This is a genomic window from Chryseobacterium jejuense (assembly GCF_900100075.1).
Classification (GTDB): Bacteria; Bacteroidota; Bacteroidia; order Flavobacteriales; family Weeksellaceae; genus Chryseobacterium; species Chryseobacterium jejuense.
On the sequence record NZ_FNEG01000003.1, the window covers coordinates 654,239 to 678,030 of the forward strand.

Annotated in this window: 23 protein-coding genes; 8 read left to right on the forward strand and 15 right to left on the reverse strand. The window is 34.7% G+C overall.

Annotated features, from left to right (window positions below; translation table 11 throughout):
• Window positions 1-147 precede the first annotated feature (147 nt).
• From BLS98_RS12110 to BLS98_RS12130, 5 genes are all read right to left on the reverse strand, one after another.
• Window positions 148-744, reverse strand: coding sequence for a Crp/Fnr family transcriptional regulator (locus tag BLS98_RS12110; RefSeq protein WP_066693650.1), 597 nt, complete (start codon window positions 742-744; stop codon window positions 148-150).
• Entirely contained in the window at window positions 744-1,124 is a 381-nt protein-coding gene (gene ytxJ / locus BLS98_RS12115) for a bacillithiol system redox-active protein YtxJ (protein WP_089736759.1), read from the reverse strand. Before ytxJ ends, BLS98_RS12110 begins: the two co-directional genes overlap by 1 nt.
• Window positions 1,121-1,582 carry a DUF1569 domain-containing protein gene (locus BLS98_RS12120; RefSeq protein WP_228425151.1) on the reverse strand — a complete coding sequence of 154 codons (462 nt, stop codon included), beginning with the start codon at window positions 1,580-1,582 and terminating at the stop codon, window positions 1,121-1,123. Before BLS98_RS12120 ends, ytxJ begins: the two co-directional genes overlap by 4 nt.
• Window positions 1,576-2,112 (reverse strand): YfiT family bacillithiol transferase, encoded by a 537-nt coding sequence (locus tag BLS98_RS12125; protein WP_089736760.1) that lies wholly within the window; start codon window positions 2,110-2,112, stop codon window positions 1,576-1,578. Before BLS98_RS12125 ends, BLS98_RS12120 begins: the two co-directional genes overlap by 7 nt.
• 190 nt (window positions 2,113-2,302) lie before the next feature.
• The gene (locus BLS98_RS12130; RefSeq protein ID WP_089736761.1) at window positions 2,303-3,445 is read right to left on the reverse strand and encodes a DEAD/DEAH box helicase; all 1,143 of its coding nucleotides are present in this window, start codon (window positions 3,443-3,445) and stop codon (window positions 2,303-2,305) included.
• Window positions 3,446-3,696: 251 nt separating this feature from the next.
• Here BLS98_RS12130 and pncA point away from each other — a divergent pair, with 251 nt between their 5' ends.
• Complete coding sequence (pncA, locus tag BLS98_RS12135; protein ID WP_089736762.1) at window positions 3,697-4,302, forward strand: bifunctional nicotinamidase/pyrazinamidase; 606 nt, start codon at window positions 3,697-3,699, stop codon at window positions 4,300-4,302.
• 79 nt (window positions 4,303-4,381) lie between these two features.
• Here pncA and BLS98_RS12140 read toward each other — a convergent pair whose 3' ends face one another.
• The 3 genes from BLS98_RS12140 to BLS98_RS12150 form a co-directional block, all read right to left on the reverse strand.
• A complete protein-coding gene (locus tag BLS98_RS12140; protein ID WP_089736763.1) occupies window positions 4,382-5,230 on the reverse strand; it encodes a sialate O-acetylesterase in 849 nt (282 codons plus the stop codon).
• The gene (locus BLS98_RS12145) at window positions 5,227-5,796 is read right to left on the reverse strand and encodes a TetR/AcrR family transcriptional regulator (RefSeq protein WP_089736764.1); all 570 of its coding nucleotides are present in this window, start codon (window positions 5,794-5,796) and stop codon (window positions 5,227-5,229) included. The genes BLS98_RS12140 and BLS98_RS12145 overlap by 4 nt, the downstream gene beginning before the upstream one ends.
• Before the next feature lie 247 nt (window positions 5,797-6,043).
• Window positions 6,044-7,225 carry a pseudouridine synthase gene (locus tag BLS98_RS12150; protein ID WP_089736765.1) on the reverse strand — a complete coding sequence of 394 codons (1,182 nt, stop codon included), beginning with the start codon at window positions 7,223-7,225 and terminating at the stop codon, window positions 6,044-6,046.
• Between the two features lie 101 nt (window positions 7,226-7,326).
• Here BLS98_RS12150 and aroB point away from each other — a divergent pair, with 101 nt between their 5' ends.
• A complete protein-coding gene (gene aroB / locus BLS98_RS12155; RefSeq protein ID WP_089736766.1) occupies window positions 7,327-8,373 on the forward strand; it encodes a 3-dehydroquinate synthase in 1,047 nt (348 codons plus the stop codon).
• Window positions 8,374-8,456: 83 nt separating this feature from the next.
• Here the strand turns inward: aroB and BLS98_RS12160 are convergent, their stop codons facing one another.
• Complete coding sequence (locus BLS98_RS12160) at window positions 8,457-10,319, reverse strand: tail fiber domain-containing protein (RefSeq protein ID WP_089736767.1); 1,863 nt, start codon at window positions 10,317-10,319, stop codon at window positions 8,457-8,459.
• Window positions 10,320-10,815: 496 nt separating this feature from the next.
• Here BLS98_RS12160 and BLS98_RS12165 point away from each other — a divergent pair, with 496 nt between their 5' ends.
• The 4 genes from BLS98_RS12165 to BLS98_RS12180 all read left to right on the forward strand — a co-directional run bounded on the left by BLS98_RS12165 (window position 10,816) and on the right by BLS98_RS12180 (window position 14,462).
• Window positions 10,816-11,457, forward strand: a complete 642-nt coding sequence (locus BLS98_RS12165) for a porin family protein (protein ID WP_089736768.1) — start codon at window positions 10,816-10,818, stop codon at window positions 11,455-11,457.
• Between the two features lie 251 nt (window positions 11,458-11,708).
• Entirely contained in the window at window positions 11,709-12,296 is a 588-nt protein-coding gene (locus tag BLS98_RS12170; RefSeq protein WP_089736769.1) for a porin family protein, read from the forward strand.
• A gap of 415 nt (window positions 12,297-12,711) precedes the next feature.
• Entirely contained in the window at window positions 12,712-13,416 is a 705-nt protein-coding gene (locus BLS98_RS12175; RefSeq protein WP_089736770.1) for a porin family protein, read from the forward strand.
• 344 nt (window positions 13,417-13,760) lie between these two features.
• Window positions 13,761-14,462 (forward strand): porin family protein, encoded by a 702-nt coding sequence (locus tag BLS98_RS12180; protein WP_089736771.1) that lies wholly within the window; start codon window positions 13,761-13,763, stop codon window positions 14,460-14,462.
• A gap of 269 nt (window positions 14,463-14,731) precedes the next feature.
• Here BLS98_RS12180 and BLS98_RS12185 read toward each other — a convergent pair whose 3' ends face one another.
• From BLS98_RS12185 to BLS98_RS12210, 6 genes are all read right to left on the reverse strand, one after another.
• Window positions 14,732-15,679, reverse strand: coding sequence for a glycerophosphodiester phosphodiesterase family protein (locus tag BLS98_RS12185; RefSeq protein WP_089736772.1), 948 nt, complete (start codon window positions 15,677-15,679; stop codon window positions 14,732-14,734).
• Window positions 15,680-15,874: 195 nt separating this feature from the next.
• The gene (gene purF, locus BLS98_RS12190; protein WP_089736773.1) at window positions 15,875-17,374 is read right to left on the reverse strand and encodes an amidophosphoribosyltransferase; all 1,500 of its coding nucleotides are present in this window, start codon (window positions 17,372-17,374) and stop codon (window positions 15,875-15,877) included.
• 142 nt (window positions 17,375-17,516) lie between these two features.
• Entirely contained in the window at window positions 17,517-18,239 is a 723-nt protein-coding gene (purC, locus tag BLS98_RS12195; protein ID WP_068943250.1) for a phosphoribosylaminoimidazolesuccinocarboxamide synthase, read from the reverse strand.
• A gap of 36 nt (window positions 18,240-18,275) precedes the next feature.
• Window positions 18,276-18,971, reverse strand: a complete 696-nt coding sequence (locus tag BLS98_RS12200) for a DUF3307 domain-containing protein (protein ID WP_089736774.1) — start codon at window positions 18,969-18,971, stop codon at window positions 18,276-18,278.
• A 2-nt stretch (window positions 18,972-18,973) separates the two neighbouring features.
• A complete protein-coding gene (locus BLS98_RS12205) occupies window positions 18,974-19,579 on the reverse strand; it encodes a SatD family protein (protein ID WP_089736775.1) in 606 nt (201 codons plus the stop codon).
• A gap of 421 nt (window positions 19,580-20,000) precedes the next feature.
• Window positions 20,001-21,920 (reverse strand): endonuclease, encoded by a 1,920-nt coding sequence (locus tag BLS98_RS12210; RefSeq protein ID WP_089736776.1) that lies wholly within the window; start codon window positions 21,918-21,920, stop codon window positions 20,001-20,003.
• Between the two features lie 192 nt (window positions 21,921-22,112).
• On the opposite strand from BLS98_RS12210, the gene BLS98_RS12215 reads away from it, so the two are divergent.
• Together BLS98_RS12215 and BLS98_RS12220 are read left to right on the forward strand one after the other, a co-directional pair.
• Window positions 22,113-23,252, forward strand: coding sequence for an acyl-CoA dehydrogenase family protein (locus BLS98_RS12215; protein ID WP_089736777.1), 1,140 nt, complete (start codon window positions 22,113-22,115; stop codon window positions 23,250-23,252).
• 17 nt (window positions 23,253-23,269) lie between these two features.
• Window positions 23,270-23,767, forward strand: a complete 498-nt coding sequence (locus BLS98_RS12220) for a DinB family protein (protein WP_089736778.1) — start codon at window positions 23,270-23,272, stop codon at window positions 23,765-23,767.
• Window positions 23,768-23,792 lie beyond the last annotated feature (25 nt).

Below are 23,792 nucleotides of genomic sequence, written 5' to 3' on the forward strand. Positions count from 1 at the left end.
GGAGGCTGGAAGATGGAAGTTGTTGTAGCTTTAAGAATGACTTAAGCGAATTCTTATTTGATATTGTAAAGAATATTTTAACAATAACAACTGAAGTTTTTTTGTGCTCAAAATAACTTCCAGCTTCCCTCTTCCAGCATCCAGCTTTTACTTATTATCCGGAACGAAGTTCTTTCTCGCCAGTTCTTTTCTTACACGGCTTAGACTTTCAGGAGTAATACCAAGATAGGAAGCTATCATCCATTGAGGAACTCTAAGAAGCAAATCCGGGTACATTTTAATAAACTTCATATATCTTTCCTCTGCAGTCTCTCCCAGTAAGGAATTGATCCTGTTTTGAAGACTTCTGATATGTTTCTGAAGCAGAAAATCACTGCGTTCAATACTGTTTGGGAATTGCTCTACTAATTTATTGAAGAAATCAGGGTGAAGAAATAAAACTTCCGAATCCTCTACCGCTTCTATATAATAATTGGATTTTTCATTGAAATAAAGACTGCTTCGGTCAGAAATCAACCAGCTTTCTGGAGCGAACTGTATAATGTGCTCTTTTCCGTTCTTATCAATGGAGTACATTTTCAATAATCCTTTTTCTACAAAGAATATATGTCTGCATATTTCACCATACTGAAGAAGAAACTGATTTTTAGGAATCTTTTTTACTTCATAATGGAGGCTGCAGGTGTTCACACTTTGAAGAGGAACGTTTAAAACTTTGGCTAAATAATTATTAATATTCTTCATTATACGATCTGGCTTAAAGAAATGTCCTGGTGCGAAGCGCTGTTAACGGGCTTTCCGTTTTCAATAACAATAAGCTGCGGACTTTCATGCCTTATCCCGAAATCCTCAGCAATTTTATTAGAAAGAGGGCGGTGAGCTAATAGATCAAGAAAATAAACTTCTACCTGCTGATCAGAGTTCTCAACCTCTTTTTCAAAATTTCTCAATACAGTCTTGCTGATGAAACAGCTTGTTGAATGCTTGAATATCGCTATTTTATGCTGATAAGAACTTTCAATGGCTTTTTCCAGGTCTTCTTCAGACTTTATATTTTTCCAGAAAGATTTTTTATCAGAGGTTTCATTATTATTTCCACCGAATATTTTTTCAAAAAAACTCATACATTAAATTGTTTTAAGTGATGATCTAGATGTTTATATTCTAAAAATTCCCAGTCTTTTTCAGTCATGTTTCCGAATAATCTGTGGCTATCAGGTAGTTTTCTGTTTTCACAGGCTTCCCGGAATTCCTCCAGCGTTTTCAGCAGATTGGTCTTTGATTCATCAAAATCACACTCAAAATTAACGATAAGTTTTTGAAAAGTAGGCATGTTTCTGGGAATTCCGTTATTGAAAACATACATTTCCAATTTTGTAAGGATCCCTATTGTCTCAAATAGAAGATGAATACGGGGAAGTTCAATTTTTCGCAAGGCAACCTGAAGAACTAGATCACAATGCATTAACATCTGACAGACATCCATTTTTCCCCATTTTTTCGGGCTGTCTGCAGATAATTTGGAAATTCTGTCTGTAATTTCCTTAAAGTATATTGGATGGTTAAGGTATTTTTTTACCAACCTTTTTCTTTCTTCAGATTTTCAATATGGGCAAAATGATGGTTGCAATGCCAGACATATAAGGCAAGATTATCCCTTAAATTATAATTTTTGTTATGTTCAGGATGATGAAAGGTTCTTTCAAATTGTTTATTGGTAAGACTTTTAAGAAGTGTCGTCCATCTTTGGTGAGTTCCTTTTAGTATTCTCATCGCTGGTTTTATCGGCATATGAATGCTATCCTGAAGTTCAGCCCATTTAGCTTCATCATAAGGTTTGATGGTTGGGTTATCTTCGGTAAGGGCTAACTTGAAACGGATAAAGCTGTTGGTATGGCTGTCTGCGATATGATTAACAAGCTGTCTTACCGTCCATCCTCCTTCTCTATAAGGGGTATCAAACTGTTCGTCTGTAAAATGTTCAATGAGGTTCTTCAGTTTTCCGGGAAAGTCTTTAATTGCTTTAATATAGGTGTCTAAAGTGGTATCACAGATGTTTTCCGGTGCTTCAAACTGTCCTATTGGAAATTTTTTGTTCTCAAGATCGTTCATTGGTCAGGTTTTTAACTTTTAATTTTTGTTAGTTTGTCCGGCAATTCAGTTTTGGACAAACCTTTATCTGATTCTGTAAATTTATTAAAATTCAAGAAATATGAATATGAAAAAAACGTTAATTATCATGATTATTTATAGAATACAAAAAAGCTCCCATTGTAGACAATCGGAGCTTTTAATTTATATTTTAGTAACCATGCAGATTAATTTCTTCTGTTCTTTCTAAGGTTACTTTTTTACCCATTTTCTTTTGAATGACTCTGAAATGCTGTAACTCATCATCTGTCAGAATCGTAATAGCTGTTCCTTTTTCGTTGGCACGGCCTGTTCTACCAATTCGGTGAATGTAATCCAAAGGGGAACGCGGCAGTTCGTAATTGATAACACAAGGCAGATCATCAATATGAATTCCACGTCCAATTAAGTCTGTAGCTACCAGAATCTGTGCTCCATTAGATTTAAATTCTTCCAGATTATTTCTTCGGGCACCCTGGGACTTCTGACTGTGAATAGCCACTGCCTTAATTTTATTCTTTTTAAGCTTTTCTACTAAATTATCAGCAGCTCTTGTAGATGAAACAAATATCAATGCTTTTTCAACTTTCTTTTCCTTAATGAGATATCGTAAAAAAGGACCTTTATTTTCAGGAGAAACATGATAAGCAAACTGTTCAATATTATCAATCTCAACTTCTTCTTTTTTAATTTCAATAATGGTTGGATTAATAGATAAACGTTCTTTCATTTCAGCAATTTTATCATTTAAAGTCGCTGAGAATAAAGTCGTTTGTTTTACTATAGGCATCAGAGCAAAAAGTTTATTCATCTCCTCTCCAAAACCTAATTGAAACATCTTATCGGCTTCATCAACCACCAAATGCTGAATTTCTGAAATGCTCAGTGCATTATGGTCAATTAAATCCAATAAACGTCCGGGAGTCGCTATAAGGACTTCTACCCCAAACATTCCTTTCATCTGAGGGTTAATAGAAACACCGCCATAAACCGCCATGGTACGGATTTCACGTTTCAAATTTTCTGTAAATGCTCTGAAAACTTCATCAATCTGAATAGCTAATTCACGAGTAGGCACCAATATTAAAACTTGAACATTACGTCCTTTCTTAGCTTCTGTATTTTGTAACTTTTCTAAAATCGGCATTACAAAACAAGCCGTTTTTCCGGAACCTGTTTGTGCAATTCCCATAAGATCTTTTCCTTGCAGAATAACAGGTACTGCCTGTTCCTGAATTGGAAAAGGTTTCAAATACCCTAGTTTCTTAACAGAACGAATAATATTGTGTGATAATCCTAACGATTCAAATGACATAAAAACTATTTATTTTCTGCAAAGATACGCTAAAAGGCTGGAAGCTGGGTGATGGAAGAAGGAAGTAATGATGAATGATACTTCTTTTAAAGGTGACAGTTCGTCGTTGCATCCCTAAAAGTAACTACCAACTTCTTTCTTCCAGCTTACTGCCATTAATTTTTTTTTGCCGATTTGTCCGATAATTCGGTTTTGGACAAATTTTTGCCAATTAGTTTTGTAAATTTATCAGAAATTCGAGAAATCAAAATATGAAAAAAGCATTAATAATCGTCGATGTACAGAATGATTTTTGTGAAGGCGGAGCACTAGCAGTACCAGGATCCAATGAGATTATTCCTTATATCAATCTTTTGATGGAAGAAAATGAATATGATCAGATTGTTTTAACTCAAGATTGGCATCCTGTAGGGCATAAAAGCTTTGCAAGCAGTAACGGACGTAAGGTAGGAGAAAGCATTATCCTGAATGGTGTTCCTCAATTTATGTGGCCGGACCATTGTGTACAGGGAACTTTTGGGGCTGAATTCCATAAAGACTTAAACCAAAGCAAGGTTACTCATATCATACAAAAAGGAAAGAATATTGAAATAGATAGCTATAGTGGTTTCCAGGACAATAATCACTTTATGAAAACCGGTTTGGATGATTTCTTGAAATATCATGATATACAGTTGGTAGAAATCGTAGGGTTGGCAATGGATTATTGTGTAAAGTTTACTGCTCAGGATGCTGTAGCAAACGGATATATTACCTGTCTTCACTTCAACGGAACCAAAGCTGTAAATGTAAAACCTGATAATGGCAGGGATGCAATCTATGAAATGATTGAAAAAGGAGTAACCGTACTTGGATAAAATATTAAGATATACTAAAATGTATAAAAATAAAACAGCATCATGATTGGTGCTGTTTTATTTTTTTGATCTTAATAGATTACTCCTGATTCAATATAGTTAATTCTGAAAGAAAATCTTTGGGTTTAATATTTCCAATTGCAAATTCATGTTCGAGCAGTTTGATTTTTTCTGTTTTGGTATAAGAACGACTATAGATTGTTGCTAATACGTTTTCTTCATCATGATTAGGATCAAGAAGATGTTTTAAATCACGGAATGCACTATAATATCTGACACCCAATACTCTTTGTGACAGGGCATTGAAATGAATATTGTCAGCATTGGCTGTAAGTCCCTTTGCCGTAACAAAGTAACAGTTTGCTTGGGTTTTTGCAAATTCCTCCAATGCTTGATTAATTAAAGGGTACGAAGCAAAATACTGCCCAAAAATCCCTTCGGATAGAAAGCTTCCTAAACCACCTATCACTAGAGGAACTTCAGGAATATTTAATTCCTTGCGTAAACCTTCTATGATTATAGAAAATTTATCACCATACTTCTCAGCTTTTTCCGGAGAACAGTCATTTTCTCCCTGATGCCACAAGATCCCCGCAATCTTACTTGTTCGTTGTGCAAATTTAGCTTGTGATACTGCATTTTCAAATAAAGCCCCACCTACAGCCCAATCATCAAGACTGGTTCCTCCATCAGCGCATGGAATCAATCCTATCTCCTCTTTTGGGTTGTCGAGTCTCCATGACGCAGCAAATGAAGCAGCAAGTCCAACACCGGCACTAGGACGGTCAAAATTAATAGGTTCAGACATGATTTGCCATAGTCCGTTTCTCTGCATTTTAATATGTTCATCATAGATAGACGGAACTTCTTTACGATAACCACGACCAGCCATATTGGACTGCCCTATCATTAAAAAGGAATGTATCATTTTTTATTTAATTGTATACCAATACTTCTACTGAATGAATACCAGGCCAGTTTTTTAACTTCATTTTGAGCAATATCCCCAGATCTGCAAGCAGTAATTGTTGCCGTAATCACACTAGTGAAAATAATTCTTATCCAAGCCAAAGGAAGCTTATCATCTATCACCTGTTGTTTTTGCAATTCCTGAATGGCATCAAATAATTGATTTCTTCTTTTGCTATAAGCTGTACTTTGCTTGCTTTCGTAACCTGCTGAAGAGGATGTAGTGTTATCATTCAGCTTCATAAGAAAAGCATACTTTGTTCCGCTATCAATTCCTGCATATAATAAATGTTCGAGTTGTACTAAAGGGTCTTCTGAGCTGTCACATGCTTTAACAGCTGTAAACTCCCATGCGTCCATCATATTCTTATTGCATGCTTCCAGTAATTCATTTCGATTTTTAAAATACCGGTGAACTGTTCTCCTATTAACACCACAACTTAATGCAATATCCTCAAATGTTGCCGAAAAATTCTCGTTTAATACTGATATCGCAGCCTCAATAATTTTTTGCTGAGTATTCATAAATTCTTAATGCCTCAAATTTACGACAAATGTCTCATTACTGAGACATTTTATTTGGAGTAATATGAAATTTAAAATAGATGAGACCGTTTTATGCCAAATGAAATACTATTTTCGTCCAATTAATAATACAAAAAAGCGCAGAAAACTAGTTTCTGCGCTTCTTATTCTTTACACTTAAAATTATTGTTTAACAATAATGATTTCAATCAAAAGCTTGAACCTGGGTTCATAGCTTATCATTATTTTAAAGCATTTTAAGGTTGTTCACTTCCAGTTCTGTTAAGATTCTCCAGTGTCCTCTCTTGATGTTCTTCTTCGTTAATCCGGCAAACATTACTCTGTCTAAAGTTTCTACTTCGTATCCTAATCTTTGGAAAATTCTTCTGATAACACGGTTCCATCCGATGTGGATCTCAATTCCGATCTCATTTTTAGGCTTACCTTCAATGTACGAAATTTGGTCAACTACTGCTACCCCTTCATCAAGACGAATTCCTTCTGCAATAAGACGTAAATCTTCACCAGTTAATTTCTTATCCAACGTTACATGGTAAATCTTCTTAGCATCAAAAGATGGATGCGTCAGTTTTTTAGTCATGTGCCCGTCATTAGTCAATAAGATAACCCCTGTAGTAGAACGGTCTAGTCTTCCAACTGGGAACAATCTGTAAGGAGAAGCGTTTGCCACAAGATCCATTACTGTTTTTCTTGCTTTATCGTCCTTGGTAGTAGAAATATACCCTTTTGGTTTGTTAAGAAGAACATAAACCGGTTTTTCCGGTGTAATACTTTGTCCGTCAAAAACAACCCTGTCAGTTTTTTGTACCTGATATCCCATTTCATCTACTACCTTTCCGTTTACCTCTACAAGCCCTTGTGTGATAAGCTCATCAGCCTCTCTTCTGCTGCAGATTCCGGAATTAGCAATATACTTATTAAGACGGATGCTGTCTTTATGAACATCTTTTTCGATTTTATTCAATCTTCTCTTTTGTACAAAAGATCTTGTCTTGTCCTCACTTCTATCATCTCCATTAGATGGTCTTCTACCATATTTTAAGCTACCTCTTTCATACTTATCTCTGGCATCGAAGTTTTTTCCACCTCTCTTAGGTTTTCCAAAAGATTTCTTTTCGTAGCTTTCACTTTTATTCGTGATATAAGCTCTACTTTCAGATTTTGATTCAGAATCATCACTAGAGCTATTAAAAGTTCCTGTGTTTTTCTTGAAAGGTTTCTTTTCAAATCTTGAGTTGGATCCTGAATGTTCGGGACCTTTTCTTGCCCCATCTTTAGAGAAAGGCTTTTTAAAAGGTTTTGATCCTGAAGAATTTCCAGATCTGGAAGCACGAGAATCATCAGAACTTTTCTTGGTTGAAATTCTTGGTCTCTTTGGTCTGTCTGAATTATTATTATCTCTGCTCATTCTAAAAATTTCTGCAAAGATAGTAATTTAGTTACGAGTTAAAAATTAAGAATCATAACTTTGCAGTATAGTTTACATTTTAATCTTACATATTTTCGAAAATGATAACAATATTAAACGATAATTTTTCTCAGCTCAACGCCTTTCTTCACGAGAAAACATTCAGTAAAATTTTTATTTTGGTGGATGAGAACACTCATGAATACTGTCTTCCCGTTCTTTTAGGCAATATGGAAACAGATCTTGGGTTTGAAATTCTGGAGATTGAAGCAGGAGAGGAAATGAAGAATATTCAGACAGCCAATCAGCTGTGGGAAATTCTTACAGAAATGCAGGCAGACAGAAAAGCATTGGTTATTAACCTGGGCGGCGGCGTAATTACAGATATGGGAGGTTTTGTAGCATCTACCTATAAAAGAGGAATCAAGTTCATTAATATCCCTACTACCCTTTTATCTATGTGTGATGCCTCTATTGGTGGGAAAACAGGAATTGATCTGATGCATTATAAAAATATGGTAGGAACATTCGCTTTCCCGGAACAGATTTTTATTTATCCTCAATTTTTAGAAACACTCCCTTTTAAAGAATTAAGAAGTGGATTTGCTGAAATGCTGAAACACGGTCTTATTGCAGATAAAGCTCACTGGAATCAGCTGATTCAGCTTCATAAGCTTGATGTGGAAGCTGTAACCCCTTACATCCAGAATTCTATGGATATTAAGCAAGACGTTGTAGAAAAGGACTTCCATGAAAGCAATATCAGAAAAACCCTGAACTTCGGGCATACAATTGGTCATGCAGTCGAAAGCTTGTGTTTACAGCAGGAAAATCCAATTCTTCATGGTGAGGCTGTTGCAATGGGAATGATTTGTGAAGCGCATCTTGCCTATCTTGAAAACCTTATTTCAGAAGAAGATTCAAAAATAATTATTGAAAATATTCAAAGATATTATCCTTATTTAGATATCAGTGATTTTAAAGATGAAGATATTACAGCATTGCTTTTAAATGATAAAAAGAATGTGGACAGTAAGATCAATTTTTCTTTACTTACTGGTATTGGTGAATGTAATTATGATTACCAGTGCAGCCAAAAAAACATCATTGAATCCTTATCTTTTTATAGAAAACTGAATGATGCATAACCATTTTTATAGCATTATCTGAAGATCATATTATACTAAACCCTGCTACATTCAGCAGGGTTTAGTATTTATTATTCTTGAAACTATTTCTGTTTTGTAAAAGAAGACTCCAGACGTTTTAAACGTTCTTCAAAAATGATCTGCTTTTGCTGCATTTCTATATTCGATTTTTTTAACGCTTTATTTTCATTTTCTAACGCCTCTATTTTTTTTGCCAGTTCCTGAGTTGCCGAAATGTTAAGCATAGATAAGGCATCATAATCTACCGTTCTCAGATCGGATACCTCAGTACCATAAACAAATAGCTTACCTTTAAGCGTTTTACCTTCTAAATCTACTGTAATACTCTTAGGGGTACTATTTTTAATTCCTAAAATAATTTCACCAGTTTCATCATATATTTTAAGAAATTGATCTTCTTTAGAAATAACAAAGGGTTTCTCAAAGGTGAAAACTGCGTTATTTTGTTGGGCTGGCTGATAAATATTGGGAATAAAAGTTTTTACACTGTTTTTACTTACCGCCTGCGGATATACAGCTTCCACTTCCTGAGCAATTACCTTTTTAAACTCCTGTTTCCCATACACAGCCTCATCTTTCATAAAATAATCGGTAATATCAAGCTTTTTTAGGATTGTTAAATCTTTTGTCGTGTCTGATTTCCCAATGATATTTTTGATTCTTTTATCTGAAAAAAGAGAGGTTTGTGCCACACTCAGTTTTCCTACCGATATAATATTTCCATCTGCATAAATAGACGTATTACTGTTGAAAGTCCCTATATCATTAGTATAATTTGAATAAGTAGTTAAGATTCCATCAGGAGATCCCAAATCCGGGCTTATACCATAATAAGTAAGACTTGATGCCGCCAAAGGCCATGAGGTAGTTTTTAACCGGATATCCAGTGGGAATTTCGGTGTATTTGTTCCAATACCCATATTTCCGTTCTGATCAATATTGATTCTTCTGTTTCCGTCACCATCGGCAATGATAATGTTATTTGAAAGTGAAGCAGGCAATCCGCTTACATTCGCTCCGATAATAGTATTCGCTTTTCCTGAAACAAGTCCTGTACCTGCCCGGAAACCGATAAAAGTGTTATAATTATTCGCTGTATTTAAATTATATCCAGCAGATCCGCCAATAGCGGTATTTCCTCTTCCTCCCGGAAGCATCCGGAAAGCATCTCCTCCTATTCCAATGTTGTCATCGCCGGAGAACAGCTCCCTAAGTGAACTTGCTCCAATACCCACATTACCTATGGTACTCTTAGCAGAGAAAAGTGAAAAATAACCATTGGCAACATTATTATTTCCATCCAGATTAGAATAAAGAGCTCTGTATCCGTAACCTGTATTCTGTATTCCGGATTTGTTGCTGCTCAGTACCTCTGCTCCTATGGCTGTATTCATACTTCCTGTGGTATTCGAGATTAAGTTATTAACACCCACTGCAGTATTATTAAGACCAACTGTATTGGCTGCCAGACTGTTTACTCCAAATATAGTATTGGTAGTATTTAATACACCGGATACTATATTATTTCTTTTAAAAATAACATCTACATTATCAGAAGTTCCTATAAAGTTAACTCCATTTACCATACCTGAATTTCCGGTAAGGCTCCATCCTGTCATCACGATAGGGGTTAAATCATCCAGTACTTTTGTCCATCGTCCGGCAGGTGTACTCCAATAATAATATCCTGGAGCCATTCCGTTTGCAGACGATGTATTGTAAATCATTAAAGAATGAGCAGGAGAAGGTATTGTTGTGGTATCCGAATTTCCTGTCAGTGCGATCCGGGGAATTAAAACGCCTTTGTCTGAGCCTACAACCTCGAGTGCGGAAGAAAGATTAGGTGTTGTAGTATTAATGCCTATTTGGGCTTGGAAAGTATTTTCAAAGAAAAGAAATAACAGCAGCAATGTGCACTTTTTCATATTGTAGAGATTAGTGAATCCTTACAAAATTCAACGATCTGTTTTGTAAGAGTATCAGGTTATCATTTTATAAGATCTACAAAATTAATAAAGCAAAATGAGATAAACAGCGTTTAATTGTACAGTTTAAAGAAATCAATCTTATACAATAAAGCCCAATTGCAAATCAGAAAATACTTTTGAAGTTCTCTTTTTTTTGCAATAAACAGGGAAATACAACATGATTTCATAAAAAATAAGCCTTGCTTATCGCTTGCTTTTGACAAAATTGTCAATTTAGATTATCTCTAAACAAATGTTTAATTAGTTTTTTAAATCATTGATATTTAATTATTTACAACTAAACAAGCTTGTTTTTCATGTGGTTTTTATATTGATTTCCTCCCGAAAACTATTTTTTGGCAAGCAATTTGAAAGATCTCCAGCGTTCAACAGAAATGTGAACAAGTAGTAAAATTTAAAATTAAGAAAGAGTAAAAATTAAAAATTTAAAGTTATGAAAAAGTTAATTTTAGGATTAGCAGTAACTGCAGGAACATTAGCGTTCGCTCAACAAAAAACTTCTTCTAGCCCTGTATCATTTGGGGTAAAAGGAGGAATGAACGTTTCTTCACTTTCTAACGGTGCAGATTTAAGTGACTCTAAGTCAAAAATTGGTTTTAATGCAGGTGTTTTTGCTAATATCCCTCTAGCTAGTTCATTTAGCGTACAACCAGAGGTTATTTATAATGATTTAGGTTCCAAAGTTACAAGAGAATATTCAGTATTAGGAAATACATATAAAGATGAATATTCAAGAAATCTAGGATATGTTGCAGTACCTGTAATGTTCCAATATAATGCAACTCCTGACTTTTTCTTTGAGGCAGGGCCAGAATTTGGATTCTTGGTAAGTGCTAACGATAAATTCAAAAGCTCTACCAATAGTAACACAAATTCTCATGTAGCATCTCTTAATAAAGATGATTTCAAGACATTTAACTTTGGTATTGGTCTTGGAGCAGGATATTACTTCACGCAAAACTTAGGAATTACAGCAAGATACACTGCAGGTCTTACAGATATTTATAAAAATAATTCTGGTGATGCTGTAAAAAACAATGTATTCCAAGTAGGATTAGCTTACAAATTTAAATAAGCTTCTTAAACATTCAGTAACAAATTTTATATTCAATAAAAGATCAGGTTAAATTTTTAATCTGGTCTTTTTTTATTATAAATCTTAAATTATGTTAATGAAATATTGTAACTTTTCTATGGAATGAATTTAAAATTATCATCCATAATACTCTATTATAAAGATAAGTAGTACTATTTTTATTTTTTGGCACGCAATTTGAATATAAAGAAAGTGTTAAACAAAACTTAAAAACTATTAAATAAAAACTTATGAAAAAGATTCTTTTTGGCCTAGCATTAGTAGCAGGTACTTTCTCTTTCGCACAAAAAACTTCAAGCAATACAGCTTCATCTCCAGTTAGATTTGGATTAAAAGCAGGTCTTAACCTTTCTAGCTTTACTGATAGTGATTCAAAATCAAAAGCTGGTTTCTATGGTGGAGTTTTTGCTAACATTCCAGTAGCTCAGGATTTCTCTGTACAACCGGAAGTTTTATATAGTGGTATGGGAGCAAAATATAAAGGAAATACTGATCTTAAAGCTAATTTAGATTATATCGCAGTACCGGTAATGTTCCAGTACAACGCACTTCCTAACCTATACTTAGAAGCAGGACCTCAATTTGGTTTCTTAGTAAGTGCAAAAGCAAAATATAACTCTAGCTCTGTAGATATTAAAGACGGATTAAAAACTTTTGATTTTGGACTAGGTCTTGGTGCTGGTTATTACTTCACTCAGAACATTGGTGTTAACGTAAGATATGTTGCAGGTTTAACTGATATCAACAAAGATAAACCTAGTGGTGCTGACTCTACCAAAAACGGAGCATTCCAAATTGGTTTAGCTTATAAATTCTAAGCTTAACATTTAGCTTTAAGAACAAAACTTATAACCGGATTATTTATGTAATCCGGTTTTTTTATATCTAAATCTCTTTTTCATTTTTTTGGCAAGGAATTTGCGTATAGAGTATTAATTGTATCTGTTTTGAAAGTGTCTTTACGTTACAGTTTTTACTTTATGATTTTAAAATCAAAAAATAGTTTAAAAATCATATAAAAAATTTTGCTGCATATTGATGAAAGGCTAAAAAATAGATAACGGAAATATAGGTTTATATTTCCATAATAAATAGAATACATTTTGATTTCAATAGAAAAAGTCAGGTTTACTTGTTAAATCTGACTTTTTCGCTTTCATATGACTTTTATCATTTTTATCTCTTTGGCGGGAATTTTGCTACAGTGTGAAATGAAAATTTAAATTAATAATCATGAAGAAATTATTCATAGGAGTGGCTTTTGCAGGAAGCCTTTTCATTAATGCGCAGGAAAAAACTAAGTCATCTTCGCCTATTACTTTCGGGGTTAAAGGAGGATTAAATCTATCTACCGTTTCTGAAGATAGTAATTATAGTGAATATCATGATGATGAAAATAAGATGAAAGCTGGTTTTCATGCGGGAGTTTTTGTTAATATTCCTGTGGCTCAAAAATTCAGTATTCAGCCTGAGCTTCTTTTCAGCCAATTAGGGGCAAAAATAGAGGAAAGAGAAAGGTTTCTAGTAGGCGATTACAGCTATAGAAGAGAGGCTGATTATAAAGCAAACTTTAATTACCTTGTTCTTCCGGTTATGGTTCAGTACAATATCCTTCCACAGCTTTATGTAGAGGCGGGTCCTGAATTTGGATATTTGTTAGGTGGAAGATTCAAAGGAGATGATGTTACTACAATCAGAAAATCTGTGAATAGTCCAACAGTTACCACTCGCGAGAGTCTTTCTGAAAAGTTAGATACAGATCTTTATAACAGATTTCAATTTGGAATCGGTATTGGAGCAGGATATTACTTTACTCAAAACTTTGGAGTAACAGCAAGATTTACAGCAGGAATCACAAATATTATGGATAATGGTGATTCTGATTACAAAATAAGAAACAATGCCCTTCAGGTAGGTGTAGCTTATAAATTCAAGTAGATATTTATTATTTTTCGATGTAAGCCAGGTATTTTTAATGCCTGGTTTTTTGTTTTCCAGGTTGAAATCTAAAAATTAAAGTTTTTCAATACTAGAAAATATAATTATTTACCAATTAAGATATATTTCCATATAGAATAAATTTAACATAAAATTTATCATAAATATTCCATATGTATTGAAATAATTTATATAAAACAAAGTATAACATCTCTTTTTTTCAATTGCAAAACCTCTCGAAAACGGCTTTGTATCTAGGTTTTTTAAGTTTGGCAAGCATTTTGCAAAATAAACCGCGAATGGTTGAAAGACCATCAAGTAGTAAAAATTAAAAAATAAAAATTATGAAGAAGTTATTTTTAGGACTGGCATTAACTGCTGGTACATTAGCCTTTGCTCAGGAATCAACAACTGTAAATACATCACCTCTTAAAAAAGACGCTCAACCTATTAGATTTGGTATTAAAGCCGGAGGGAATTCAGCGTATTTCAGTGAGCAATCATTCGGAATGAACAGCCAAAAATTAGGTTTCCATGCCGGAGCTTTTGTAAACATTCCTATCTCTAAACAATTCAGCTTTCAACCAGAGGTTTTATATAACCAAATGGGGGCAAGAGATGTAGCCTATTCAACTGAGACTACTACAGGAGCAACTACTGTAAAGACTAAAGGAGAAAGCAAAGTAACAATGAACTATATTTCAGTTCCTTTAATGGTTCAGATGAGACCTATGGATAAATTCTATATTGAAGCAGGTCCTGAATTCAGCTACTTTATCAACGGAAAAACTAAAGGAGAAGCTACTGTAGCAAGTACTACAGGAGGAATAACTACAACAACAAGCAACTCTCAGTCTGATGACATCAATAAAGATAATATCAACAAATTCAACTTTGGTTTAGGTCTAGGTTTAGGATATGATATTACTAACAATATCGGAATCAGTGCTAGATACACAAACAGCTTGACAAAGATCGAGAAAAGCAGACCAGCTGCTGAAAACAACAACAGAGTTTTCCAATTAGGTCTGAATTATAAGTTCTAATAAAAAATAAACCAATTTTTTAACTTAGATGCAGATTTCTGTATCGCATAAAATAGCCGGAAGAATTAATGTCTTCCGGCTATTTATATTTTAGTTAATTAGCTTTTGTAATGCTAATATCCACTTGTTATATAGTTTTAATACTCTGCTATCAACTTTAGTAAGCTCATTGAGATTTCTCTTTCGTCGGGATGACAGAACTCAAAGGTTTCAATATTATTGTTTTTTAATGATAATAATTTCCTTCTTTCAGGCTTTAGAGCAAATCACTATTCAAATATCCTCGGATCATCACTGATTACGCCATCTATTCCCATATTTTTTAATTCCTGTAACCTTTCTTTCGTATTAACCGTCCATGGGATTACTTTCATTCCTAATGCATGGCATTCCTGTATAAGTACAGGAGTAACAAGCTTGTGATCGGGGCTGTAAATGGTTGGGGTGAAGCTTAGAAACTTCATATCTCCTGCTACTCCATTCAGGTGGTTTGGATATAATTTAAATTTTTCCACCGGAATATTTTTGAAATTGGCTCGCTGTTGTTCTAATTTCTTATCATCAACTTTCTCTACAAGGAAGGCTGTCATTATTTTGGGATATTCTTTATGAATGATCTCAAGTGTTCTGGGATCAAAAGACTGAATAATAACCCTGTCCTGAATTCCTTTTTCAACAATAACCTTCATCATCAGGTCTACAAATTCTTTAGGCTCAGGATGAAATATGTTGTCTGAGAATGGACGTGTTTTGGTTTCTATATTATAATAAGGTAAAGGTCTTTTCAATTCACGGGAATAGGATTCACAAGCGTCTATGATCTCTGAAAAAAGAGGTTTCTGTACCTTCATTTTCTTTTGGTCGGGATAATTGTCAAGTTTCTTTAATCCTACATCAAATGTCTGAATTTTTGAGTATGGCATCTCATAAATTTTGTAATAAAAACCGGAATCCTTTGGGATATAAGTTCCATCTGGTTTGGTGATTAATTCAGGAGAAAGGAAAGAATCATGAGAAAGAATTACTTTTTTATCCTTTGTGATGGCCAGATCCATTTCCAAAGTCGTGACATTCATTTTTAATGCATTTTTCATAGCCGGGATTGTGTTCTCCGGATATAATGATTTTCCACCACGATGGGCCTGGTTATCGAAAGTCTGTGCTGAATATAGTTGGGTGGCCATAAGAAATATAGCTGATAAAAATGCGTTCTTCATATCCTTTAATTTTAATCTTATAAAATTAAAATTTACCTGTGTATTATATAATACCGGAATATTAAGAATATGCTACATTTAATGGTAGTTTGCTTTGAATAGGATGAAGGTTTTGAGATTCCTCGTTCCTTAGTATGGCATAATACAAAAAAGCCAGACAGTAAATGTCTGGCTCTCTATTTTATATAAGAAGTATTAATTAAATAATACTGCTTCCTCTCCTTTTCCTACCGGATATTCTTCTGTAAAACACCCGAAACAGTGATTAGAAGATCCTAAAATTTCTTTTAAGTTGTCTATGCTTAAAAACTCTAAAGAATCTACTCCTAAATAGTTTTTAAGTTCTTCTGTCGTCATATTGGCTGAGATTAGATCATCTTTGGATGGAGTATCAATTCCCAGGTAACATGGAGCAATAATTGGTGGAGAAACACTTCTGAAGTGAATTTCTTTTACTCCAGCATCTTTAAGAATCTTAACCAATCTCTTGGATGTTGTTCCACGAACGATAGAGTCATCAATAATCACTACCCTTTTATCTTTCATTTCTGAAATAATCGGGTTAAGCTTAAGGTTTACTACCCTTTCTCTCATTTCCTGTGTAGGAACAATGAAACTTCTTCCGATGTATCTGTTTTTAATTAAAACAGGACGGAAAGGGATTCCTGAGGCTTTAGAGAACCCAATGGCAGCAGGAACTCCGGAATCCGGAACACCAATAACCAAATCAGCTTCTACAGGAGCCTGATCCCAGATCTTTTCTCCTGATTTTTCTCTGATCTCATATACATTGATGTTTTCTAAGGTAGAGTCAGGTCTTGCAAAATAGATGTATTCGAAAGAGCAGATTCTCTGTTTTCCTTTCGCTTCATCCATCATATAAGAATTAAGCTTTCCAGGCTCATTTTCGTTGGTGTAAATGATTTCTCCTGGAAGAATATCACGTACATATTGAGCTCCTACAGCATCTAATGCCACAGATTCGGAAGCCACCACATAAGAATTCTCATTAATAGCTCCTAAAACCAATGGACGAATCCCATTGAAGTCTCTGAATGCAAAGAATTTATTTCTTGTCATTCCCACTACGGAATACGCTCCTTCAATTTTCTCCATAGTAGCTTTAATCGCTCCACGAAGACCAAGATCAAGGTTTTTCTGAATTAATCTAAGGATCACCTCAGAATCGGATGTTGCTCTGAAAACTACGCCTTCAGCTTCTAATTCTGTTTTTAATTCTTTCGCATTGGTAAGGTTACCATTGTGTGCTATAGAAAGTATAATCTGGTCATATTCGTTTTTCGCGAAAAATGGCTGGAAATTATATTTCTTTTTATCTCCTGCAGTGGTATAACGGGTATGTCCAATTGCAGAATTCCCCATAAAAGTTTCAGGATGCTGAATGTCTTTATAAACATCTAAAACCAGTCCTTCATCTTTCATATTGGTAATTTTTCCATCTTTTAAAACGGAAATACCACAAGCTTCCTGGCCTCTGTGCTGTAATGCAAAAAGCCCGAACTGTGAAAGAGAAAACGTATCAAGATCCTCATCCGAATACAGTCCGAAGATTCCACACTCCTCATTGGGAGCATCTAGTCTTTCTTCTTCCTGAGTTCTGAAAAGATTCCTTCCGTAAACCTGGTTTTCAAACTGTTTTAAATATTCACTTTTATGAATGTCTAAACTTTTCATTTCTATTTTTTCTAATTGTAGATCTTAGAAGTCAGATTTCAGATCTCAGACTAAAAGCTAACTTCAAATTTTAATTTTGTTTTAACTAACAAAGTATTTTCAGCACCAATCATCTGATATCTGAAATCTGGTGTCTAAAATCTTATTTCTTTAAAAGATTTTTAAGACGGTTGTAGATTTCAACATATGCCTCAGTTACTTCTCCTAAGTCTCTTCTGAATCTGTCTTTGTCAAGCTTCTTCATTGTATCTTTATCCCAAAGTCTGCAAGTGTCAGGAGAAATTTCGTCCGCAAGGATGATTTCACCGTCTGAAGTTTTTCCTAATTCGATTTTGAAATCTACAAGGATGATGTTGATTTTATCAAACAGGTCAATAAGGATTTCGTTGATGTCTGAAGTTAATTCATACATTTCGTCAAGCTCTTCATAAGTAGCAGCTCCTAAAAATACTGCGTGGTGATCATTGATAAGCGGATCTCCCAATTCGTCTTTTTTATAGCAGATATCGAAGATGGTTACTGGAGATTTAATTCCTTCTTCCACTCCTAATCTTTGTGCCATACTTCCTGCAGAGTAATTTCTTACCACCATTTCCAAAGGAATGATTGATACTTTTCTTACCAATTGCTCTCTTTCGTCCAATTGTTTGATGAAATGAGTTTTGATCCCTTTTTCATTTAAATATTCAAAAATAAGGGTAGTAATTGCGTTATTCATTTCTCCCTTCAGATCAACCTGACCTTTCTTTTGAGCATTAAATGCTGTAGCATCGTCTTTAAAACGTACTACTACTTCATCAGGATTATCGGTAGCAAATACCTGTTTCGCTTTACCCTCGTACAACATTTCTTTCTTTTGACTCATAATTTTACTTTCTAAATTGTAGTTAGATTTATTGATTTATTTTATTATTATTCCTGTTAAGACAGCCAGTCCAAAACTTAACAATGTACCAATTAATACATATTCTGTAAGTTTTCTCTGTTTTGCCTGTGCAAGGTCGCTGAACCTGAAAACAGATTTGGCAGCCACCATGAAACCTACGCCTTCCCAGTGATTCACCATAATAAAGGTAAACACCAGCAGACGTTCTAAAATTCCGATATATTTTCCGGCACTTGATAAAGATTCGGTTTGAATAGAGTTAGGACCATCCGGAGAAGGTGTCCAGGATGACAAAAGGAGTTTGATAAAAATAGAAGCCGGTGTTGTGAGAAACAAGGCTGCCATTATTATCTTTAAAAATTCCTGATTTTGTAAAAAGCTGAAATTAAATTCAACAAAATAAAAAGATACTCCTGCAATCACTAAAATATGCAGCAGCTGATCGATGAAAAACCATCTTTTTTTCGTTTTGATAGTCTGGAAACTAAGTTTAGCCGCATCAATGATGAAATGAGTAACACCAACTAAAACAGCAACCCACCAAAGCTGTAAATCCCAAAGAAAAATGAAGCTTAAAATAGTGTGAATCAGAACATGAAAGTATAAATATTTACTTTTTAGTTTATAGTTCTCCTTATCAGCAACCCATGAATTTGGCTGAAGTATAAAATCTCCGAGTAGATGTGCCAATATGAGTTTGATAAAGATCATGCTTATAGTTCGGATATTTTCTTTCTGAAATACTGATTGGTTTCCACGATGAGCTCATAGTTAGCTCGCTTCAGTCTCTGGCTGATAGAAGACTGTGAAATAGCAAATCTTTTGGCAAGATCTTCCTGTGTGATATCCTGATTCATAATCATTTCATGAATGATTTCGGATGTTGCCATAGTCCAGTTATCAAAATCTTTGGATGACCATTTCAATAAAATATTAAGATCTCTGTCAACAGAATCGTTTGATGTTTTAATGGCAACGGTGTGCCCATCACTCTTCAGGTCATTCAGAAGTCGTCCGGAATTCACATAAGCAGTACCATTAGATTCGGTGATCTTTTCAGAAGAAAAACTTTCTTCACCAATGCCGATGGCCATTCTTACATCCAGGTTTTCCTGACTTTTAATAAGGGATTTTATGGCTAGAAAATGCCAGAAAACAGAATCAATACTGCATTTGAACTGAAATTCGTCTCCCCTGTAGATTTCCCATGTGCCGGGAGCGCTTCCCCAGGTTTCGAGAAGATTTTTAAGTTTGGTAATCCAAACTTCAGTGTCTGCATGCTGTGAATTTATAATATCACCGGTAATGACCGCTATCATACTGCAAATATAAGCATAATTACTTATAAATAAAAAATATAAGCACAAACACTTATAGATATTGATTATTAGCGAATCTGCTTATATCAATTATATAGTAAACATAAGGTTTTTAAGGCTTTAGATGAAATGTGAAAATTATAAAAAGATTAAATACAATGAAAAACTTTCATGATATGTTGAATATTAGCTCAACTTTTTTCATATTCTTTTATTGGGGGAGCTGTTTCCTGCTATCCGCTCATACTCCTCGCTCCTGTCTTTTCGCCACTGCCTGCTGTGGGGTAACCGCTCCTATCAGGGCTAATTAACCTTGCCAGAGTTTGGAACCCTGGCAAGGTTAGACTACCATCTCTAAAAAAAATAAAACCTAACAGGTTTCAAAAACCTGTTAGGTTGGGTATCATTAAAATATGAGTTACTATTTTTTAATAAATGGTTGAGTATGATCATCCAGTCTTAAGATATAGGTTCCTGTAGGGATTCCCTGTACAGAAATATCTTTCTTGTTTCTGAACGGATCTTTTTCTGTAAGGATTACTTTTCCCGAGAAATCAATAACCTGAGCGGTCTTTATTTTTTCAATATCCCCATTTACAAAAAGGCGGTCATATACCGGATTTGGATATATCCCTAGCTTTTTATCTTTGGATGCAATAAGTTCTGTAGTAGATAATGTTCCAAGATTCTGACAATAATTGGATGGATAAGAGTCCCATTCTCCGATCGTAAATGTACTATTAGGCTGGTTGATTGTATTCTTTCTGTATAATGAAACATTACCATTATTATTGAGTATGTATTTTGTACCAATCGCGTCTACAGTAATTGTTTTATTATAAGCAAGTTCTACATAATTCTCCCCTTTAAAAGTCATAGGATCTGACGCTGTTACAAATTTAGCCTGATCATTGGAATAACATGATAAATTAGCTTTGGGATTCAGGATTACAAAAGTTTCATTATTCCCTATTTTACCTTCCAGTTCGTAAGTATCCGCATTATAAATAGCACCTGTAGCATTATTCTTAAGCTGGGTATTAATTCTATAATTATTTAAATTAACTTCATGTCCCGTTTTATTAACAATTTCCAAAGCGTTGTTCTTAATAGTATTTGCAATATTATTTGTTCCTGATATATACTTTGTGATCATAAGATCGGGAGCAAATGAATCTGAAGCAATAGTTGAGGCTGTAACCGTATTACTGAAAGGAGATTCCAGGTATCCTTTATCAAAAGCCTTCACAGTAAAAGTATAAGTGGTGGACGGGCTTAAGTGATCTATGGCTATAGCAGTTCCTTTTGTAACAGCGACAGGTGTTTCTGAGCCATTCATATAAATTCTGTACCCTAAAATATCTGTATCAGGAGAAGCGGTCCAATTCAGATTGACAAAATAAGCATTCTGTTGTGTTGAAACCAGTGATCCCGGAGCTAAAGGAGCAATGCTATCAGGACTTTCAGACCAGATCATATCAATCCATTCTGGATGGTCAATAAATGGGTTTCTGTTTTTCTGGATGGCATATATTGCATTATTTCTATCTTTCTCTCTCTGTGAAACAGGGTCCATAGCACTCCATTGCTTAAGCATAGCAACATAAGGGAGATCAATAGCTCTTTCTTCCGTTCCATCAAGCGGACATTGATCTGTAGCTGGTGTTATGGTTGCAGATGTACTATAGGCTGTATTAAACGAACCTAATTTGCCTTCATATCTTACAGCGAAGTACAGTAAAGTTCTCGCAACATCCCCTTTAAACTCATCGATTGGCTCATACACCCTTCCTGTATAAGGATAATTAGGAATGGCTGCCTTAGATATCTTTGAAGTGTTGGTGAAAGTATAATAATTAGTAGTACCTGCTACACCATAAGGATAGTTATTTCTTCGCTGATTAATATATGCATCCACAGGAACAATGAAATTCAGATCTGAATACATAGGATAATCACTAATATTAGAGCTTGTGCTAAATGTACTTTGAGGCATCATATGCTCTCTATTATAGCCCATTCCTTCAGCACCAGCACCCGCTATCATTTGATTAGACTTGTATTCATATGCATCCGGCCCCAAGGGAATTTCGGAATAGATATCCAAAAGATATTCTGTATTGGAAGCATCGTGATCATAATATTTATCAAGATCCGTTTGATTATAAAGATTCGGAAGGTCATCATAATGCCAGTTTATCATTTTTTCCGAAATAATATCATGTACCTTAGATTTCAGAGCATAACCGGTTAGTCCGGCAGTTCCGTTATAATATCCAGGAGGAGCCTGCGCAGAAATATAAGAAGAAATCAAAATAATAGGAAGTAGAATTTTTTTCATGCCTTAAAAATTGGGGGACTAAATTAGTAAAATAAAATACGTAAAAGTTTGAATATTTTATTAAGAAAACATTAATTTTAGAAATATAAAAAATTGGAAATTAAAATATTGAAAGCTCCTTTATTGTGAATGTAATAATTTTTTTTAGCATTCCGTCAATTTGGTTATCTTTGGGAACTAACTATTATCAATATGAATACAGAGACAATTGACAACATCAAAATGATAGCGGAGACAGCTAGAGAATTTGCAGAAAAGAATATCCGACCGAATATTATGGAGTGGGATGAAAGCCAGACTTTTCCAAAAGACTTATTTCACCAGCTTGGAGAAATGGGCTTTATGGGAATCGTAGTTCCTGAGCAATACGGAGGTTCCGGTTTAGGCTATCATGAATACGTTACTATCCTGGATGAAATTTCTCAGGTAGATCCGTCTATTGGTCTTTCTGTAGCAGCGCACAACTCTCTTTGTACAAATCATATTTATGAGTTCGGAAATGAAGAGCAAAGAAATAAATGGCTTCCTCAGCTGGCTTCCGGAAAAGTAATCGGAGCTTGGGGATTAACAGAACACAATACCGGTTCAGATTCAGGAGGTATGTCTACCACTGCAGTAAGAGATGGTGATGAGTGGATCATTAATGGTGCTAAAAACTTTATTACGCACGCTATTTCAGGAGACATTGCCGTAGTAATGACCAGAACAGGCGAAAAAGGAGCTAAAAATAACTCTACTGCTTTCGTTTTGGAAAAAGGAATGCCTGGATTTGCTTCAGGAAAAAAAGAAAATAAATTAGGAATGCGTGCTTCTGAAACCGCAGAATTAATTTTCGATAACGTACGTGTACCAGACTCTCACCGTTTAGGAGAAGTAGGTGAAGGCTTCAAACAGGCTATGAAAATTCTTGACGGAGGTAGAATTTCTATTGCTGCATTAAGTTTAGGAACAGGAAGAGGAGCTTATAAAGCGGCTTTAAAATATGCTAAAGAAAGACATCAGTTTGGAAAATCAATCTCTGAATTCCAGGCCATCAACTTTATGTTGGCAGATATGGCTACAGAAATTGATGCTGCAGAATTGTTGATTCAAAGAGCTGCAACATTGAAAAATGCTAAGCAGAAAATGACAAAAGAAGGAGCTATGGCGAAGTTGTATGCTTCTGAAGCTTGTGTAAGAATTGCTAACAATGCGGTTCAGATCTTCGGAGGGTACGGATATACAAAGGACTTCCCTGCTGAAAAATTCTATAGAGATTCTAAACTTTGTACTATTGGGGAAGGAACTTCTGAAATCCAGAGACTGGTGATCGGAAGAGATATTACAAAATAATTTTAACCCTCATACAAATGATTAAACAGGCACTTTTAGGTGAATTTCTGCACGAAGCTGAAAACACCAGAAAAATTTTAAAAGCAATCCCTGATAGCGCTTTAGACTGGAAACCGTCTGAAAAAAACTGGACAACCGGCCAGCTGGCCTCTCATATTGCAGAAGTTTACAACTGGTACGACTCTACCTTTAATCAGGATGTCTTTGACATGGGTAGCTATCAGTATGATAAAGGTGATATTTCCAAAGCTGAAAATATTGTAGCCAAGTTTGAAGAAAACGTAGCTAAAGCACAAAAGGTCTTGGAAGACTCTGATGAAAGCACTTATTTCAATGAATGGAAGATGGAAATGAATGGAAACGCTCTTTTTCCAGCTTCACCAAGAGTTCAGGTAGTAAGAGGTTTTCTTTATAATCATTTGTATCATCACAGAGGTGAGTTGGTTGTTTATTTAAGATCAACCGGAAATAAAGTTCCCGGACTTTACGGACCTACTGCTGACGATAAAATATAACTGAAAATTATTTTAATTGATAATG